Origin of the sequence: Roseobacter sp. (assembly GCF_039970775.1) — a bacterium.
Classification (GTDB): Bacteria; Pseudomonadota; Alphaproteobacteria; order Rhodobacterales; family Rhodobacteraceae; genus Roseobacter.
The window spans coordinates 122,839-139,891 of record NZ_JBDVLG010000052.1 but is presented as its reverse complement, the minus strand read 5'-3'; the positions used below and the strand labels follow the sequence as shown (position 1 = coordinate 139,891).

General features: G+C 59.9%; 19 protein-coding genes. 7 read left to right on the top strand and 12 right to left on the bottom strand.

Going from position 1 to position 17,053, the window contains the following annotated elements; translation table 11 throughout:
- The first annotated feature begins 14 nt into the window (after window positions 1-14).
- From surE to ABJH13_RS14515, 3 genes are all read left to right on the top strand, one after another.
- Window positions 15-800: a 5'/3'-nucleotidase SurE gene (gene surE, locus ABJH13_RS14525; protein ID WP_348406937.1), complete on the top strand. Its 786-nt coding sequence runs from the start codon at window positions 15-17 to the stop codon at window positions 798-800.
- A complete protein-coding gene (locus ABJH13_RS14520; RefSeq protein ID WP_348406936.1) occupies window positions 797-1,441 on the top strand; it encodes a protein-L-isoaspartate(D-aspartate) O-methyltransferase in 645 nt (214 codons plus the stop codon). The genes surE and ABJH13_RS14520 overlap by 4 nt, the downstream gene beginning before the upstream one ends.
- A gap of 71 nt (window positions 1,442-1,512) precedes the next feature.
- Entirely contained in the window at window positions 1,513-2,673 is a 1,161-nt protein-coding gene (locus ABJH13_RS14515) for a LysM peptidoglycan-binding domain-containing M23 family metallopeptidase (RefSeq protein ID WP_348406935.1), read from the top strand.
- A gap of 5 nt (window positions 2,674-2,678) precedes the next feature.
- Here ABJH13_RS14515 and ABJH13_RS14510 read toward each other — a convergent pair whose 3' ends face one another.
- Genes ABJH13_RS14510 through tatA form a run of 4 tightly spaced genes read right to left on the bottom strand, consistent with a single transcriptional unit; the run spans window position 2,679 to window position 5,061 of the window.
- Complete coding sequence (locus tag ABJH13_RS14510) at window positions 2,679-3,521, bottom strand: ATP-binding protein (protein WP_348406934.1); 843 nt, start codon at window positions 3,519-3,521, stop codon at window positions 2,679-2,681.
- The gene (gene tatC / locus ABJH13_RS14505) at window positions 3,518-4,399 is read right to left on the bottom strand and encodes a twin-arginine translocase subunit TatC (RefSeq protein WP_348406933.1); all 882 of its coding nucleotides are present in this window, start codon (window positions 4,397-4,399) and stop codon (window positions 3,518-3,520) included. Before tatC ends, ABJH13_RS14510 begins: the two co-directional genes overlap by 4 nt.
- Window positions 4,396-4,848, bottom strand: coding sequence for a Sec-independent protein translocase protein TatB (gene tatB / locus ABJH13_RS14500; RefSeq protein WP_348406932.1), 453 nt, complete (start codon window positions 4,846-4,848; stop codon window positions 4,396-4,398). Before tatB ends, tatC begins: the two co-directional genes overlap by 4 nt.
- A gap of 3 nt (window positions 4,849-4,851) precedes the next feature.
- Window positions 4,852-5,061, bottom strand: a complete 210-nt coding sequence (gene tatA, locus ABJH13_RS14495; protein ID WP_348406931.1) for a twin-arginine translocase TatA/TatE family subunit — start codon at window positions 5,059-5,061, stop codon at window positions 4,852-4,854.
- Window positions 5,062-5,281: 220 nt separating this feature from the next.
- Here tatA and ABJH13_RS14490 point away from each other — a divergent pair, with 220 nt between their 5' ends.
- Both ABJH13_RS14490 and ABJH13_RS14485 read left to right on the top strand, forming a co-directional pair.
- Window positions 5,282-5,656, top strand: a complete 375-nt coding sequence (locus ABJH13_RS14490; RefSeq protein WP_348406930.1) for a hypothetical protein — start codon at window positions 5,282-5,284, stop codon at window positions 5,654-5,656.
- A 27-nt stretch (window positions 5,657-5,683) separates the two neighbouring features.
- Complete coding sequence (locus tag ABJH13_RS14485) at window positions 5,684-6,349, top strand: YafY family protein (protein ID WP_348406929.1); 666 nt, start codon at window positions 5,684-5,686, stop codon at window positions 6,347-6,349.
- Here the strand turns inward: ABJH13_RS14485 and ABJH13_RS14480 are convergent.
- The 5 genes from ABJH13_RS14480 to ABJH13_RS14460 form a co-directional block, all read right to left on the bottom strand.
- Window positions 6,346-6,708 carry a Lin0512 family protein gene (locus ABJH13_RS14480; protein WP_348406928.1) on the bottom strand — a complete coding sequence of 121 codons (363 nt, stop codon included), beginning with the start codon at window positions 6,706-6,708 and terminating at the stop codon, window positions 6,346-6,348. The genes ABJH13_RS14485 and ABJH13_RS14480 overlap by 4 nt on opposite strands.
- Window positions 6,701-7,051, bottom strand: coding sequence for a Lin0512 family protein (locus ABJH13_RS14475; protein ID WP_348406927.1), 351 nt, complete (start codon window positions 7,049-7,051; stop codon window positions 6,701-6,703). Before ABJH13_RS14475 ends, ABJH13_RS14480 begins: the two co-directional genes overlap by 8 nt.
- Before the next feature lie 18 nt (window positions 7,052-7,069).
- On the bottom strand, window positions 7,070-8,152 hold the full coding sequence (locus tag ABJH13_RS14470) for an ABC transporter ATP-binding protein (protein WP_348406926.1): 1,083 nt from the start codon (window positions 8,150-8,152) through the stop codon (window positions 7,070-7,072).
- Window positions 8,153-8,239: 87 nt separating this feature from the next.
- Window positions 8,240-9,358: a hypothetical protein gene (locus tag ABJH13_RS14465; protein WP_348406925.1), complete on the bottom strand. Its 1,119-nt coding sequence runs from the start codon at window positions 9,356-9,358 to the stop codon at window positions 8,240-8,242.
- Between the two features lie 3 nt (window positions 9,359-9,361).
- Window positions 9,362-10,141 (bottom strand): SDR family oxidoreductase, encoded by a 780-nt coding sequence (locus ABJH13_RS14460; protein ID WP_348406924.1) that lies wholly within the window; start codon window positions 10,139-10,141, stop codon window positions 9,362-9,364.
- 150 nt (window positions 10,142-10,291) lie between these two features.
- Here ABJH13_RS14460 and ABJH13_RS14455 point away from each other — a divergent pair, with 150 nt between their 5' ends.
- Both ABJH13_RS14455 and ABJH13_RS14450 read left to right on the top strand, forming a co-directional pair.
- The gene (locus tag ABJH13_RS14455; RefSeq protein WP_348406923.1) at window positions 10,292-11,899 is read left to right on the top strand and encodes a peptide chain release factor 3; all 1,608 of its coding nucleotides are present in this window, start codon (window positions 10,292-10,294) and stop codon (window positions 11,897-11,899) included.
- A 262-nt stretch (window positions 11,900-12,161) separates the two neighbouring features.
- The gene (locus ABJH13_RS14450) at window positions 12,162-13,637 is read left to right on the top strand and encodes a DEAD/DEAH box helicase (protein WP_348406922.1); all 1,476 of its coding nucleotides are present in this window, start codon (window positions 12,162-12,164) and stop codon (window positions 13,635-13,637) included.
- Window positions 13,638-13,801: 164 nt separating this feature from the next.
- Here ABJH13_RS14450 and ABJH13_RS14445 read toward each other — a convergent pair whose 3' ends face one another.
- The 3 genes from ABJH13_RS14445 to ABJH13_RS14435 are packed head-to-tail and all read right to left on the bottom strand — an operon-like array spanning window position 13,802 to window position 17,011.
- Window positions 13,802-15,469, bottom strand: coding sequence for a ribonuclease J (locus ABJH13_RS14445; protein ID WP_348406921.1), 1,668 nt, complete (start codon window positions 15,467-15,469; stop codon window positions 13,802-13,804).
- A gap of 5 nt (window positions 15,470-15,474) precedes the next feature.
- A complete protein-coding gene (locus tag ABJH13_RS14440; RefSeq protein WP_348406920.1) occupies window positions 15,475-16,248 on the bottom strand; it encodes a type III pantothenate kinase in 774 nt (257 codons plus the stop codon).
- Between the two features lie 13 nt (window positions 16,249-16,261).
- Window positions 16,262-17,011: a biotin--[acetyl-CoA-carboxylase] ligase gene (locus ABJH13_RS14435; RefSeq protein ID WP_348406919.1), complete on the bottom strand. Its 750-nt coding sequence runs from the start codon at window positions 17,009-17,011 to the stop codon at window positions 16,262-16,264.
- Window positions 17,012-17,053 lie beyond the last annotated feature (42 nt).

The following is a 17,053-nucleotide window of genomic DNA, read 5'->3' as shown; positions in this document are numbered from 1 at the left end:
AAAGGGACATTTTCATGCGCATTCTCATTACCAATGACGACGGCATCAACGCCCCCGGCCTACAGGTGCTGGACGCGATAGCGACCGACCTGGCAGGCCCCGACGGCGAAGTCTGGACAGTCGCCCCTGCGTTTGAACAATCCGGCGTCGGCCATTGCATCAGCTACACCCACCCAATGATGATCGGCGAATTTGGCCCCCGCCGATTTGCCGCCGAAGGGTCGCCCGCCGATTGCGTGTTGGCCGGATTGCATGACGTGATGAAAGATACCCCCCCCGATCTGGTGCTATCAGGCGTGAACCGGGGCAATAATTCGGCAGAAAACACGCTCTATTCCGGGACAATCGGCGGCGCGATGGAGGCCGCTTTGCAAGGTGTGCCAGCGATCGCACTGTCACAGTATTTTGGCCCTGCGAACGCCAAAGCCGACGACCCGTTTGAGGCCGCAGCCCAGCATGGCGCAGATGTTGTGCGTCGCATTTTGGCCGCCACCCCCCCAGAAACGGGCGGTTACCGGTTGTTTTACAACGTGAATTTTCCACCCGTTCTTGGTGCAGATGTCAAAGGCATTCGCCTGTCGACACAAGGCAGACGACCCGACACGGTGTTTTCGACCGAACCGCATGTGTCGCCGTCAGGCCGGCGGTTTTTATGGATACGGGGCGGCAACCAACAAGTCCCGACCGCGGCAGGGTCTGATGCGGCAGACAACCTAGAGGGCTACGTGTCTGTCACGCCCATGCGCGCGGATCTGACCGCACATGACATGATGGATCAGCTGGGCGGCATCGCCACATGACCGACGACGCGGAACGCAAGATGCAGTTTCTTTATGCGCTCCGCTCTAAGGGGGTAACCGATACGCGCGTGCTATCGGCGATGGAGGCGATTGATCGTGGGCCGTTTATCCGGGGTATTTTCTCGGATCGCGCCTATGAGGACATGCCCCTGCCCATTGCTTGCGGGCAAACGATCAGCCAGCCGTCTGTGGTGGGTTTGATGACCCAAGCGCTGCGGATCAGCCCCCGTGACAAGGTGCTCGAGGTGGGCACCGGCTCTGGCTATCAGGCCGCGATCCTCAGCAAACTGGCGCGCCGGGTCTACACCATTGATCGGCACCGCCGTCTGGTCCGCGAAGCCCGCGAGCTGTTCGACACCCTGAACCTCAACAATATCACCGCAATCACCGCTGACGGCAGCTTTGGCTTGGCCGACCAAGCCCCCTTTGACCGGATCCTCGTGACAGCCGCCGCCGAAGACCCCCCCGGCACCTTGATGGAACAGCTCAAGATGGGTGGCACCATGGTTGTGCCCGTCGGCCAATCCGACAGTATCCAGCATTTGATCGTGGCGCGAAAAACGCCAGATGGCATTGAATACGAAGAATTGCGCCAAGTCCGCTTTGTGCCGCTACTCGAAGGCCTGGGCAAGGACGCATAAGCTGCTATATTGCGCCGGATAAAGCGTTGGATTAACCAATGCGTGGCCCCGGCCTGATTGAGGACAAGCAGATGACCCCGATGATTTCGCGCAACCGTGTGCGCCTTTCACTGATGACCGCAACATCACTTTTGGTGCTGGCGGGCTGCGCGGGCCCTCTTGATTTTGACCTGCGCGGCGGGTTGGGACAGTTCAGCACCGCAGGCGCTGCAACCGGCGCCCCCACCGCCGCCCGGCCCAGCCCCGACGCGCGCGGCGTGATTTCCTACCCCAATTATCAAGTGGCCGTCGCCAAACGCGGCGATACCATTGACGCCGTCGCCAATCGGTTGGGCCTTGGTCCCGCAGAACTGGCCCGCTACAATGGTATCGAACAAGGCGCCCCCCTGCGTCAGGGCGAGGTGATCGCGCTGCCTGGGCGTGTGGCCGAAACGGCGCCCGCCGCCGCTGCACCCGGCAATGTCGATATCGGAACATTGGCCGGAAACGCCATCAACCGGGCGCCGCAATCGCAGGGCGTGCAAACATCCGCGCTGCCCCCTGCCGCCCCACCGCAGGCCAACGCCGAACCCACCCGGCATAAGGTCGAGCGCGGCGAGACCGCCTATACCGTGGCACGTCTGTATCAGGTGCCTGTCAAATCCTTGGCCGAATGGAACGGGCTTGGCTCTGATTTCGCGATCCGTGAAGGTCAGTTTCTGCTGATCCCCGTCGCACAACAAGCAGCGCCAGTGCAAACAGCCGCAGTGCCAGCACCCGGCGCCGGGTCGCCCACGCCAACGCCCCCCAGCGCCGTGACCCCCCTGCCAGACAGCACACCCAGCGCGCCCATCCCCGCACCGCCCCCTGTTGACGTGGGCAAACAGACAGAAAAAGCGGCAGATGCACGTATGGTCTTTCCCGTCACGGGCTCCATTATCCGCGGCTATTCAAAGGGTAAAAACGAGGGCGTTAACATCAAAGCCGACGCCGGGACGTCTGTCAAAGCGGCCGATGCGGGCACCGTTGCGGCCATCACCAAAAGCGCCGATGGCATCCCGATTATCGTGATCCGCCATGACCCCGAATTGTTAACGGTCTACGCCAATGTCACGGATGTATCGGTCAAAAAGGGTGCACAAGTGGCACGCGGCCAATCCATCGCAGCCCTACGCGGGGGCAGCGACGCCTACGTGCATTTTGAGGTCCGCAAGGGGTTCGACAGCGTCGATCCCATCCCCTACTTGCAGTAACCGCCCTACGCCAGCGCGATGCCCTTGCGCCCCGCAAGGTCGGTAAAGAACTGCCACGCGACCCGCCCAGAGCGGGACCCGCGTGTCGCCTGCCATTCAATGGCTTGGACGCGCAGGTCATCGTCATTGATCTGCACTCCGTGGGCATCGCAATACCCGCGAATCATCGCCAGATATTGGTCTTGGTCGCAGGGATGAAAGCCCAACCACAGGCCAAAGCGATCAGACAGAGACACCTTTTCTTCAACAGCCTCGGACGGGTTGATCGCGCTGCCACGTTCGTTTTCGATCATATCGCGGGGCATCAGGTGGCGCCGGTTTGACGTGGCATACAGCACCACGTTTTCGGGCCGCCCTTCGATACCGCCATCCAACACGGCCTTGAGGCTTTTGTAATGTGCGTCATCATGGCCAAAAGACAGGTCATCACAGAACAGAATAAACCGGTATGGCGCCCCCCGCAGCAGGTTCAATAAACGCCCGACGGTCGGCAGATCTTCGCGTTGCAATTCGATGATGCGCAATGCTTCATGTGCTGCATGAACTTTGCCGTGTATCGATTTCACAAGGCTGGATTTTCCCATCCCGCGGGCGCCCCATAAAAGGGCGTTGTTTGCGGGCAAACCACGGGCAAATTGTTCGGTATTGGCCAGCAGAGTATCCCGCGACCGTTCCACCCCCACCAGAAGCGATAGATCCACCCGCGCGATCTGCGGGACCGGTTCCAACCGGTCGGGGTCTACGTGCCAAACAAATGCCGGGGCCTGCGAAAAATCAGGGGCCGGTCGTGGTGCAGGCGCCAGTCGTTCCAGCGCCTGCGCAATCCGATCCATCGGGTCATCGATCACGTGTTTTGATCCTTATCCGCCTCATCGGCGTCGTCGGCGTCGTCATCATCAAACCACAGCCCGTCTTTGCGCAGCTGTGCCTCGCGTTTGGCCTCGACCCGCCGCACGAGGAAAATCGACAACTCATAGAGCCCGTAAACCACCACAAACAGGATCACCTGCGTGATAACATCCGGCGGTGTGACCAGCGCGGCCAAGATCAAAATCGCAACAACCGCATATTTGCGCACGTTGCCCAGCCCCTCGGCGCTGACCAGCCCCGCCTTGCCCATTAACGTCAGCAAAACAGGCAGTTGGAAGCACATGCCAAATGCCACGATGAATTTGATGGTGAGGTTCAGATATTCCTGTGCAGACCCCTGAAAGACCACACTAAGCCCCGGAGCCACGGCGGGATCACCGACAACGGCCTCGCCTGTGTCGCCAAACTGTTGAAATCCAAGGAAGAAGTCATAGGCCAGCGGCGTGACCACATAAAACGCGAACGACGCCCCCAGCAAGAACATCAACGGCGACGCCACCAAAAACGGTAAAAACGCGCCCTTCTCGTTTTTGTACAATCCCGGCGCCACAAAGCGCCACATTTGATGCGCAATCACCGGAAAGGACAGCATCAAGCCCCCCAACAGCGACACTTTGATGGCCACAAAGAACCCCTCTTGCGGGCTGATAAAGATCAGGTCGCAATCCTGCCCACGGTCGGCCAGAACGGTGCATAACGGGTTGGTCAGAAAGTTAAAAACCGGTGTGGCCACGGTGAAACAAATGATCATGCCCACCAAAAAAGCGATCACCGACCGGATCAACCGCGTGCGCAGCTCGGCCAGGTGTTCGATCAGCGGTGCGGCGCTGTCATCCATGTCGTCAGATGCGCTCATGTGTCACTCTTTTCTGGGGGTTCCGCGTCGCGCACGGCTTCCAGTTTTGCGGCAGCGGCCTGGGCCTCTTGCGCGTCTTTCATCTTGCGGTCGGCGGCGGCACGGGCCGTCGCGGCCTGTATCTTTTTGGTCTGCTCTGCACGATCTGCAGACAGCTTGCCCGTCTCGCTATCCGGGTCGAACTTACCCAAATCAGCGGCGGCGTTTTTCACCCCGTCCATCGCGGAATTGATGGGGTTGGTGGCTGCTTTCAGCCCCTTTGCCACGTCTTTCATACCGCTTTCATCGGCGGCATCGTTCATCGCCCGACTGAATTCACGCGCCATGCCCTTGGCCTTGCCCACGAATTGCCCCAACGTACGAAACAACACGGGCAGGTCCTTGGGGCCCACGACGATCAACGCAACAACGCCGATCACCAGCATCTCTGTCCAGCCAAGATCGAACATGGATCAGACCTTGTCTTTTTCCGTCTCGGGCGTGACGTCCTTGACCTCTTCCGCATTCGCGATCTCGTCTTGGCCCTCGTTGATGCCCTTTTTGAACGACGTGATGCCTTTGCCGACTTCGCCCATCAGGCTGGAAATCTTGCCGCGCCCAAACAGCACCAGCACCACAACCGCGATCAGCAAAAGGCCGGGAAGGCCGATATTGTTCAACATGATGTATCTCCAAATTAGCTTTGCCCCGAACGCAGGGCTTTTGTGTTGCGATTAGCGTTACGAAAAACCGAAGCCCACGAAAAGCAACAACCGCGTGTTTCACTATGTCAAACGGCACAGGATCCAGAAAATTTGCTCGACCTTGCATTCAACTGACAGGTTTATGTCAGTTGTACTCTGTCATGTCCACGTCGAACGCACGACAACGGAAGGACATATCATGCGCGCACATCCCCTTTTTATGGCACTGATAACATTTGCCACCGCCGACGCTGCGATGGCCGGCGACGCCCCCGGCCCCATCGCGGAAATTGTGACCTACCGGGTCAAGGACGGCATCACCACCGCCGAGGCCCTAAAAGCTGCCCGTCAAACAGAGCCGTTTTTGGCGACAACCGGGGCCGTTTTGTCGCGCAGCTTATCGCGCGATGACAGGGGCATCTGGACTGACTACATTTTGTGGTCGTCGCTGGCAGCGGCCAAAGCCACCGAAGCACAAGCGATGCAGCGCCCCGAATTTGCGACATTTTTCGGCATGATTGCCGAAGGGTCGGCGCAACTGCGCTATGCGCCAGTTGTGTTCCAGATGGACTAGCCGGGCGCGCGGTGGCAGGGTTGGCATATGCGCCGCACTGACCGCCTTTTTGACATTATCCAGATCCTGCGCGACGGTAAATTGCACCGCGCGCAGGACATTTCCGACCGGCTAGAGGTGTCGGTGCGCACGATCTACCGCGATATGGACACGCTTGTGGCGTCGGGCGTGCCGGTGCAGGGCGAACGCGGCGTGGGGTATATGGTCACGCAAGCGATCAGCCTGCCGCCCCTTAACCTGACCGTGGCCGAACTAGAGGCGCTGAACCTTGGCATGGCCATTGTTGCCGAAGCCGCCGACCCAGATCTCAAGGCGGCCGCGCTGAGCCTTGCGGATAAGGTTGATGCGGTCTTGCCCAGCCAGACCATCGCAGATGCGGATCAATGGAAATTTGCGGTCTATCCGTTTGCGGATGCGGCACGCGGTTTTGCACATATGCCCACGTTGCGCGCCGCCATCCGGGCCAAACAAAAGCTACGCCTGACCTACACCTCCAAGGACGCAAAGGTGACCACGCGCACCATCCGCCCCCTGCATATGGAATACTGGGGCCGCATCTGGACACTGACATCTTGGTGCGAATTGCGCGCGGCGTTCCGGGTGTTTCGTGTGGATCTGATCGAAACTGCTGAAGCATTGCCCGAATTATTCGTAGACGAGCCCGGCAAAACGCTGGCAGATTACACGCCCTAGCCGCCCTTTAGGCGCCACCCGGTTTGGGGCGGCAAAAACGCCTCGACGCTGGCCTGCGCGATCACGATGGGGTCATCGGTATCGGTGCCCACATTCAACCCGCCTTTGACCACGCGCACCTCGGCGCGGCCGCGCGGCAAAGTTGCGACCAACGCGTCAACGTCCACCGCATCCGGGCTTTGCACCCCGACCGTCACCTGCACGCGCATCGCCTCGTGGCCCAAACCCACCGCGCCAAACAGCGGCAGTGATGAATGGCGAAACGCGTCTTCGATCGCGCGCCGGGCGGCTTTGGTGTAGTCTTGGCCGTGCAAATCATTGCCCATGCCCATCTCGATAATCAACCGTTGTTCAGTCATCTGCACGCTCCATGTCGAACCCCACGGTCAAGGCCACGTTGGCCATGATTGTCGGGTGGCCTTCGCCCTCGGGGCGCGCAATATCCAGCCCCCCGTGATGCACCGTGACCGTGGCCGCACCATAGGGAAACACCTCTAACACCTCGGCCACATCAACGGCATCTGGGTGCTGCACCCCAATATCCACCTGGATCTGCATGTCGGTTTTTTCAAACCCGAAGAGTTCCGCCAGGTTGATGGAATTGTGCCAAAGCGCGTCTTTGACCCCGCGCACGGCGGCCTGCGTATAGTCACCACGTCTGAGCGACGTGCCCATCCCGAATTCTACCAACAACCGCGTCATAGCGCTCCTTCTGGCCTGTCAGGCTTCAAAAACAAAACATTTGTCGCGCGGGACGGTCAGCCACATCGCCACACCCGGCTTGGGCAAAAACACGTTTGGCACGGTGGCCCGCAACACTGATCCGTCAAACTCCATGGCGAATTCGACCAAGCTTTCGTTGCCGATAAACCGCGCGCGCTGCACCACGCCGCGGGCCGCTGTGCCATTTGTCGCGGTGGGGCGTGGCCCGGTGCCGTTGCGGTCAAAGTCGATGCGCACGTGTTGGGGGCGAAAGACGATATCAACCGCCGTGTCATCGCGAATTTCAGGAGCTAAAAAGGGGCCAAAGGGCGTGTCGGCCAATTTGCCTGCCACATGCGCCTTTATCACATTCGTATCCGAGAAAAACGCCAAGGCGGCGCGGTCAACGGGCCGAGTGTAGACGTTATAGGGCGCGCCGTGTTGCACAATACGCCCGTCGCGCATCAGCGCGATTTCGTCGGCCATCCGCATCGCCTCTTCGGGTTCGTGGGTGACCAGCAAGACGGCGGTGTTTTCTTCCTTGAGGATCGTCAGCGTCTCGTCGCGGATACCGTCGCGCAGCCGGTTGTCCAGCCCGGAAAACGGCTCGTCCATCAGCATGATTTTGGGGCGTGGGGCCAAGGCGCGGGCCAAGGCAACGCGCTGCTGTTCGCCGCCCGACAATTGGTGCGGGAACCCATCAATGAACTGCAAAAGATCCACACGGGTCAGCAATTCTTCGACACGGCGGCGCGCCTCGGCCTTGGTGGTATTTTTCAGGCCAAACGCCACATTATCCGCCACGCTAAGGTGCGGAAACAGCGCAAAATCCTGAAACATAAGGCCAATTTCGCGGCGTTCCGGCGGCAAGCGAAACACTGTATCGCAGACCAACTGGCCATCCACATGGATTTCGCCGCTGTCTTGCATTTCCACCCCGGCGATCATGCGCAACGTGGTGGATTTTCCGCAGCCCGACGGCCCCAACAGGCACGTCACCTGACCAGGCTGGATGGCAAAGCTGACATCATCAACCACGGTACGCCCGTTAAACGCGCGCCGCAGGTTTTTGATTTCCAGTCGCGGGGGAGGTATGCTCACAGCGGCTTAAATCCGATAAATTTATTCAGATATTCAGGTATCAGCCCTTTTGCGCCGCCGCAAGCATGCGTAAAGCCAACCGGCCCGTTAGGTCAGATCAAAATCAGCCTGCGCGCGGTCGACCCCATTGACCTGCACCGTGATCTGATGTCGCCCCGGATACAGACGGAACGTCGTGGCATCGCCCTTTAGTTTATGGGTTTTGCGCACGGCAAAGGGGGTTGTCGGTGTGGCCTGCCCCTGTTTCAGTTTGAACACCTTTTGCCCTGTTTTACCCCCCGGACGCTCGAAACTGATGCGATAATCGACCAAAACAGGCAAATCCACCGCCGCGTGCACAGTACACGCAAACACCAACGCCTCTCCCATGGCGACCTGTGGCGTTTCGATCTCTAGGTCCACATCAACAGGCACCGCCGCGTCAAACCCAAGGGCGCGCATGGCGCCACCGTGGCCCTGTTTGATCAACGTGCGCAGGGCATGGCGCATCATCCACGTCAGTTCTTTGGGGGTTTGCGCCCCGCCCTTTTGCCATGCGGCCAGACGGTTCAGGACCAGATTATCGTGGGTTTTGGACAGATCATTCAGGTGGTTGGCCACCGACCGCGTGACATAGCGCGTCGCGTCGTCATGCAGCCGGTCCAGCAACGACACGGTCTGGTCGGGCGTCAGTGCAACGCCTTTGGCCCAAGGCAATTTAGGCCGCGTGCCTTCGCTGACCAATCGACGCACATGGTAGTTTTCGTCCCCTGCCCAACGCGCCAAATCGCCAAGCGTTTCTTCGGGCCACCGGTTGAGGAAAGGACGGATGTAAAATTCCATCGAAAACCGCTGTGTCGCGTGATACATCAGCGTCATCGCCCGCGCGCGGTGGTGCTCTAGCCCATGCCGCACCGCCAGAATACCCGGCACCGCGTGGATGAAATGCCCAAAATCATCATCCGCGCGGGTTGGGTCCAAGCGCGCAGGCATCGCCGCCTCTAGCTGGTCAGCCATGGTTGGGAAATCGGCGGCCAGATGGGGTTCGATACAATCGGCCAACCAGTCCATTCGCGCCATCAATTCGCGGTCCGGGAACCCGGCCAGGGCCTCGGCGGTAAACCGTGTGGGGTCGAACCCTGGCACAGCCTGCGCAAACTCACCTGCCAACTGCCCGACAGTGCGGGCGTTGAACAGGTCGTCTTTCATTGAATAGCGTTCTGCCATGGATCAGATCGTGGCGTTGGTGGCGCCGCCGTCACACAGCACGTTTTGCCCCACAATAAACCCCGCATGCACAGAGCACAAAAACGCGCAGGTCGCGCCAAATTCCTGCGCCGTCCCGTAGCGCCCTGCGGGGATGGTTGCCGCCCGGCGCGCGCGCGCCTCATCCATGGTGATGCCTTCGCGTTGCACGATTGGCCCGTCCAGCGCCTGTGCGCGGTCAGTGTCGTGAATACCGGGCAAGATATTGTTGATCGTCACGCCTGCGCCCGCGACCTGCCGTGCGGTCCCTGCAACATAGCCTGTCAGCCCGGTGCGTGCGGCGTTGCTCAGACCCAGTTGCGGGATCGGGGCCTTTACCGATTGCGACGTGATATTAACGACCCGGCCCCAGCCGCGATCCATCATGCCGGGCACCAGGGCTTTGATCATCGCGATGGGCGTTAGCATATTGGCATCGAGCGCCGCGATGAAATCGTCGCGGTCCCAGTCGTGCCACATCCCCGGAGGCGGCCCGCCTGCATTGTTGACCAAGATATCCACCGTCCCTGCCGCCGCCAACAACGCCGCGCGGCCGGTTTCGGTGGTCACGTCTGCCGCCACGGTTTGCACATCAACACCGTAGGTCGCGCGCAGAGCCTGCGCCGTGGCCTCAAGCGCCTCGGCGCCGCGTGCATTCAGGATCAGGTCACAACCCGCTGCGGCCAATGCCTCGGCGCACCCGCGCCCCAACCCCTTGGACGACGCACACACAACCGCGCGTTTCCCTTTGATGCCCAGATCCATGTCATGCTCCCAAAATGATTCACCACAGACGTATCACCGCAACGCCGCCAGACACCAGCAAAAGACCCAACCTCGCATCGCACCCGTTGCAGGCGACCCCATCAACCGCAACGCTTGCCGCGCCCTGCGGGCAGCGCTATACGCTCGATCATGTTGGACAGTACACAAAACCGCCCCGAATTGCCCCCCGAAATTGCGCGGCGTCGCACCTTTGCGATCATCAGCCACCCGGATGCCGGCAAGACGACACTGACAGAGAAATTTCTGCTGTTTGGTGGGGCCATCCAGATGGCCGGACAGGTCCGTGCAAAGGGCGAGGCGCGCCGCACCCGGTCTGACTTTATGGCGATGGAAAAAGACCGCGGCATTTCGGTGTCGGCCTCGGCGATGTCGTTTGATTTCCGTGAATACCGGTTCAATCTGGTAGACACGCCCGGCCACTCGGACTTTTCCGAAGACACCTACCGCACGTTGACGGCGGTGGATGCCGCCGTGATGGTGATTGATGGCGCCAAAGGCGTCGAAAGCCAGACACAAAAGCTGTTTGAAGTGTGCCGGATGCGGGATCTGCCGATCTTGACCTTTTGTAACAAGATGGACCGTGAAAGCCGCGACGTCTTTGAGATTATTGACGAAATCCAAGAAAATCTAGCCATTGACGTCACCCCCGCCAGCTGGCCCATAGGCGTGGGCCGCGATTTCATGGGGTGCTATGATATGCTGCGCGACCGGTTGGAACTAATGGATCGTGCCGACCGCAACCGCGTCGCCGAAAGCATCGAGATCAACGGTTTGGACGACCCCAAGCTGGCCGAACACGTGCCCGAAGCGTTGCTGGAAAAGCTGCGCGAAGACCTAGAGATGGCGCGCGCACTGCTGCCCCCGCTAGACCGCGACGCCATGCATGAAGGGTCATTGACGCCGATTTGGTTCGGCTCTGCGATCAATTCGTTTGGCGTGAAAGAACTGATGGAGGGCATCGCCAACTACGGGCCCGAACCGCAGATCCAATCGGCCGAACCGCGCAAGATCCTGCCCGAAGAAAAGAAAGTCGCCGGGTTTGTGTTTAAGGTGCAGGCCAACATGGACCCAAAGCACCGCGACCGCGTGGCGTTTGTGCGGCTGGCGTCAGGGCATTTTGAGCGTGGTATGAAGCTGACCCATGTGCGGTCCAAAAAGCCGATGGCGATCACCAATCCGGTCATGTTTTTGGCCAGCGACCGTGAATTGGCCGAAGAGGCCTGGGCCGGAGATATCATCGGCATCCCGAACCACGGGCAGCTGCGCATCGGCGACACGCTGACCGAAGGCGAAGCGATCCGCGTGAGCGGCATCCCGTCATTTGCGCCCGAACTGTTGCAAGGGGTGCGCGCAGGCGACCCGATGAAGGCCAAACACCTAGAAAAGGCGTTGATGCAATTCGCCGAAGAAGGGGCGGCCAAAGTGTTCAAACCCGCCATTGGGTCTGGGTTTGTGGTGGGCGTTGTTGGCCAGTTGCAATTTGAAGTCTTGGCCAGCCGGATCGAGCTGGAATACGGCCTGCCCGTCCGGTTCGAGGCGTCGCAATTTACCTCTGCCCGGTGGGTAAACGGCGCCAAACAGCCCGTCGATGTCTTTACCGAAAGCAACAAACAACACATTGCCCATGATCATGACGGCGACATCGTGTACCTGACCCGACTGCAGTGGGACATTGACCGTGTCGCCCGCGATTACCCCGACATCACGCTGACAGCCACCAAAGAGATGATGGCCTAGGCCGACCGCCGGGGGGTGTGGGGCACCCCCTTAGGTTGTGTTTTCCAAATATACCCTGAAAAATGGCATTTCATGCGTGCCCTCAAACCCACAAAACGAGATATTTTCCCGAATTCACCACGACATAGCGGTCTTGTTTGACGCTGGGCACACATGTTGTTATGCACGCGCTTATGCCACGGTAAAGACCGTCTTTTGGGCCATGCGGGCCGGCATCAACGCTGCTGCGGGCCAAGATCGTGTCCGCTAATACCGGACATGTATGACCAAATTTTCTGATCTCAATCTGAACCCAAAAGTGCTCAAAGCCATCGACGAGGCAGGCTACGAAAGCCCCACGCCCATTCAGGCCGGGGCCATTCCCCCAGCGCTCGAAGGCAAAGACGTTTTGGGCATCGCCCAGACCGGAACCGGCAAAACCGCCAGTTTCACGCTCCCTCTTATCACCCAACTGGCCCGTGGCCGTGCGCGCGCGCGTATGCCGCGCAGCTTGGTGTTGTGCCCGACCCGCGAGTTGGCGGCCCAAGTGGCTGAAAACTTCGATACATATGCCAAATACGTCAAATTGACCAAGGCACTGTTGATTGGTGGGGTCAGCTTTAAAGAACAAGACATACTGATCGACAAAGGTGTCGATGTGTTGATCGCGACGCCCGGCCGCCTGTTGGACCATTTCGAGCGCGGCAAACTGATTCTGAACGACGTAAAGGTCATGGTCGTCGACGAGGCCGACCGGATGCTGGATATGGGGTTCATCCCCGATATCGAACGCATCTTTGGCCTGACACCGTTTACCCGCCAGACGCTGTTTTTCTCGGCCACGATGGCGCCTGAAATTGAGCGGATCACCAACACCTTCCTGTCTGCGCCCGAGCGGATAGAGGTCGCCCGTCAGGCCACCACCAGCGAAAACATCACCCAAGGGGTGCTTCTTTTCAAAGGGTCCCGCAAAGACCGCGAAGCGTCGGAAAAACGTAAAGTGCTGCGCGCCATCATCGATTCAGAAGGTGACGCCTGCAGCAACGCGATTGTGTTCTGCAACCGCAAGGTCGATGTGGACATCGTCGCCAAGTCGTTGAAGAAATATGGCTATGACGCGGCCCCGATCCACGGTGATCTGGACCAGTCGCACCGCACACGCACGTTGGATGGGTTTCGCGAGGGCAGCTTGCGGTTCCTCGTGGCCTCGGATGTGGCCGCGCGCGGGCTGGATGTGCCATCGGTGAGCCATGTGTTTAACTTTGATGTCCCCGGCCATGCAGAAGATTACGTGCACCGCATTGGCCGCACGGGCCGCGCCGGGCGTGACGGCAAAGCCATCATGATCTGTGTGCCGCGTGACGAAAAGAACCTCGCCGATATCGAGCATTTGGTGCAACGGGAAATCCCCCGCATGGACAACCCGCTGAAATCTGCGAAACCTGCCGATGATGCACCAATCGCAGAGGCAGTCGCCCCCGTCGCGGACAAACCCAAGCGCACACGGTCGCGCACTCGCAAGAAAGAAACCACAGAGGTCGCACCGGCAGTTGTGCAAGAACAGCCCAAAGCGCCAGAGCCCACCGCAGCCCCAGAACCCAAGCCCGAAGAGCAACCGCGCCGTGGTCGTGGGCGCCGTGGATCCGGCAATGGTGGACGGGATGATAGATCAGACCGTGGTGGCAACAAGGTTGTTGGCTTGGGCGATCACACGCCCGAATTCATTGGTCTAAGCTTTAAAGAACGTATCGCGGATTGAGACCCAACCGGGTCTGCACACAGCGTAATATTCGGGGTCACGTCACCAAGACGTGGCCCCGAAACGTTTGTGGCATGGGGGTAAACGCGGCACAACTGGCACCGCTTGTGTCGTACTTTCACACCGCCAGACCACAGCACGTGGCCCGGCAGTGCGCGTAGGGCTTAGCTCAGACGGCTTACCACGATTGTCACTTCGGGTTTGCGCCCGATCTCGTTTAGGGCGCTTTGGCGCACCACACGTTTGAGCCCATCGTTCAGTTTTGCGTCATCGCGCAGGGTCTTGGCCCCCGCCCGTCCGAGCCATTGGCCCAGATCGGCCTCGAGCACATCAACCAATGACGTCTTGCTGCTGCCCGTTTCCGGCAGGCCCATCACTTCGCACCAAGGGTCGCCCAAAGGCTCGTCTTCGTCGTCCATGATCACAGTCACAACCACATGCCCGTTCAGCGCCATTCGGATACGGTCCCGCACCACGCCATCCATCGCGCCGATCTGCACCGTGCCATCCAGATAGGTGCGCCCGGTTTCGATGTATTCGGCGATCTTGGGCTGGTTGCCTGACAGGTCCACCATCATGCCGTTCACGGCCAAAACGCCGGTCATGCCGTTGCCATTGGCGATTTTGACGTGTTCGCGCAAATGCCGATGTTCGCCGTGCATGGGGATCAACACCTGTGGGTTCACGATGCTGGCCAGGCGTTCCAGGTCGGGGCGGTTGGCGTGGCCGGACACGTGATAAAGCCCGTCGTTGTCATCCACCACATCCACGCCCTGTTCAGAGAACGCATTGATGATCCGGATCACGCCTTTTTCATTCCCGGGGATGGTTTTTGACGAAAACAGGAACAGATCGCCCTCTTTCATCTCGATGCCTTGGTATTTGCCCCGCGCCAATTGCGCCGACGCCGCACGGCGTTCGCCCTGCGATCCCGTCACCAGCAACATCAGGTTTTCGCGCGGAACAGATCGCGCATCCTCGGGCTGCACCACTGGCGGGAAATCCGTCAGCACGCCAGTCTCGATGGCGGCTTCGACCATGCGTTTCATCGCACGGCCCATCAACACAATGGACCGCCCTGCCCGCTCGCCCGCTTCGGCCAGCGTTTTTACCCGCGCCACGTTCGAGGCAAATGTGGTCGCCACGACCATGCCGCTGGCACTTTGGATCAGCTTGGTGATGTCGGGGCCAATGGTGGCCTCGGACCGGCCGGGGTTGCGCGAAAACACGTTGGTGCTGTCGCAGACCAACGCCTTGACGCCATCTTTGCAGACATCCGCCCACAGCTCTGGGTCAAAGGGTTCGCCCACCAGCGGGGTTTCATCCAGCTTGAAGTCGCCCGAATGGACCACCCGCCCGTCTGGGCTGTCGATCACCATCGAAGAGCTTTCGGGGATGGAATGCGACATCGGCAAGAAGCCCACCGAAAACGGCCCCCCCTGCACCTGTTCGGGCCACGCCGAAACCACCTGCACCGCGTCTTTGGGGTGCCCGTGCTCGTCCATCTTGCGACGGGCGATGTTGGCGGTGAAGGCACGCGCATAGATCGGCGCCTTGAGCTGTTCATAGGTATGGGCAACGGCGCCCACGTGGTCTTCATGGGCGTGGGTGATAAACACCGCCTCGATCTGATCGCGGCGCTCGATGAGCCACGAAATATCCGGCAGGATCAAATCAACCCCCGGGCTGGTGTCCATATCCGGGAACGCCACGCCCAGATCGACCACAATCAGCCGCTCTTTTCCGGGCCGGCCGTAGCCGTAGACGTAACAGTTCATACCAATTTCGCCCGCGCCCCCAAGCGCGAGATATATCAAACGATCATTGCTCATATGTATTAAGCGTTGTCCTTATTATACTTGTGAATCACGGTCAGACCGTGCGTTGTCAACTCATCCTCAAAGGCGTCAAAAAGCGCCCCGGATTGCTGGAATAGCGGGGCCAGCCCCCCCGTTGATATCACGCGCATCTCTCGATCACGCTCTGCTTTAATGCGGGCACATATCTCACGGACGAGCCCGATGTAACCCCAGAACACACCCGATTGCATGCAGGCCACGGTGTTGGTGCCGATCACCCCTTGCGGTTTAGAGATGTCCACATGCGGCAAGGCGGCGGCAGCCTGGTGCAGCGCTTCAAGGCTAAGATTCACGCCGGGCGCGATCACACCGCCAATATATGCGCCATCGGTGTCGACCACGTCGAACGTCGTGGCGGTGCCAAAATCCACCATAATCAGGTCACCGCCATAAAGGTCGTGCCCGGCCACGGTGTTAACCAGCCGGTCGGGGCCCACTTGGGTGCCTCTGTCCACGCGCACATCTACGGGCAGCAGGCAGTCGGGTTTGCCGACCACAAGGGGGCGCGTGTTAAAGTACCGGTCTGCCAGCACACGCAGGTTGAACACCACACGCGGCACCGTCGATGACACGATCATATCGGTGATCCGCGCGTCGATCCCTTGGAGTTTCATCAAAGTGCTGAGCCAGACGTAGTATTGATCTGCGGTGCGCTGCCATTCCGTTGACGTGCGCCACGAGGCAACAAACTGCGTGCCATCCCAAATCGCAAAAACCGTGTTTGTGTTCCCGCAGTCCACTGCCAAAAGCATGTCGACCCCTCCCCTAGAAAAATACATCTGCCGCAGCGATCGCGCGGACCCCTCGCGGCGTGCGCAACAGCAGATTGCCATCAGCATCGACATCTTCGAAGATGCCCGAGATCTCTTCGCGGCCGGTGCGCGCCAGAACCTGTTCGCCCAGACGTGCCGCCTGCGCCATCCACGCGGTGCGGATTGGCGCAAACCCGTAGGTGACAAACTGTTGCTCCAGCGGTGCGTAAGCCCGCGCCAAGGCATCCAAAAACAGCTCTGGCGTGATGGTCAGCCCCAGTGCCGCGCGTAGACTGGTGGGCGTCACGGCGCCCGGTTCGATCTCATCAGCCCCCGGAGCCGCCACCAAGTTCACACCAACGCCGATCGCAAGATGCCCCATGACGCCCGCTTGACCGGTGGTTTCCAGCAAAATACCCGCCAGCTTGCCGCCCCGCAACAGCACGTCATTGGGCCATTTGAGCGCAAAGGCATCCGCCCGCCCCGTCATTTCTATGCAGGCATTATAAAGCGCCAGCGACATCACGAAGGATCGCAGCGCCGTCACCGCCGGGGGTTCATGTGGTTGTAGCATCAAGGTCGCTGCGAAATTGCCCGTGGGCATCGACCACATCCGCCCGCGTCGCCCGCGCGCGGCTGTTTGCCGATGGGCCAGCACCCAAAAAGGCGCAGGGTCTTGCGCCACACGCGCCAGCCCCTCGTCAAGCGTAGAGCCTGTTTCGGCCAAGACAACCCGGCCATACCCATCGGGCCAGCCGGTCACCGGCGTGGACTATTCAGGCATGACCAAATGATGGGGCCCATG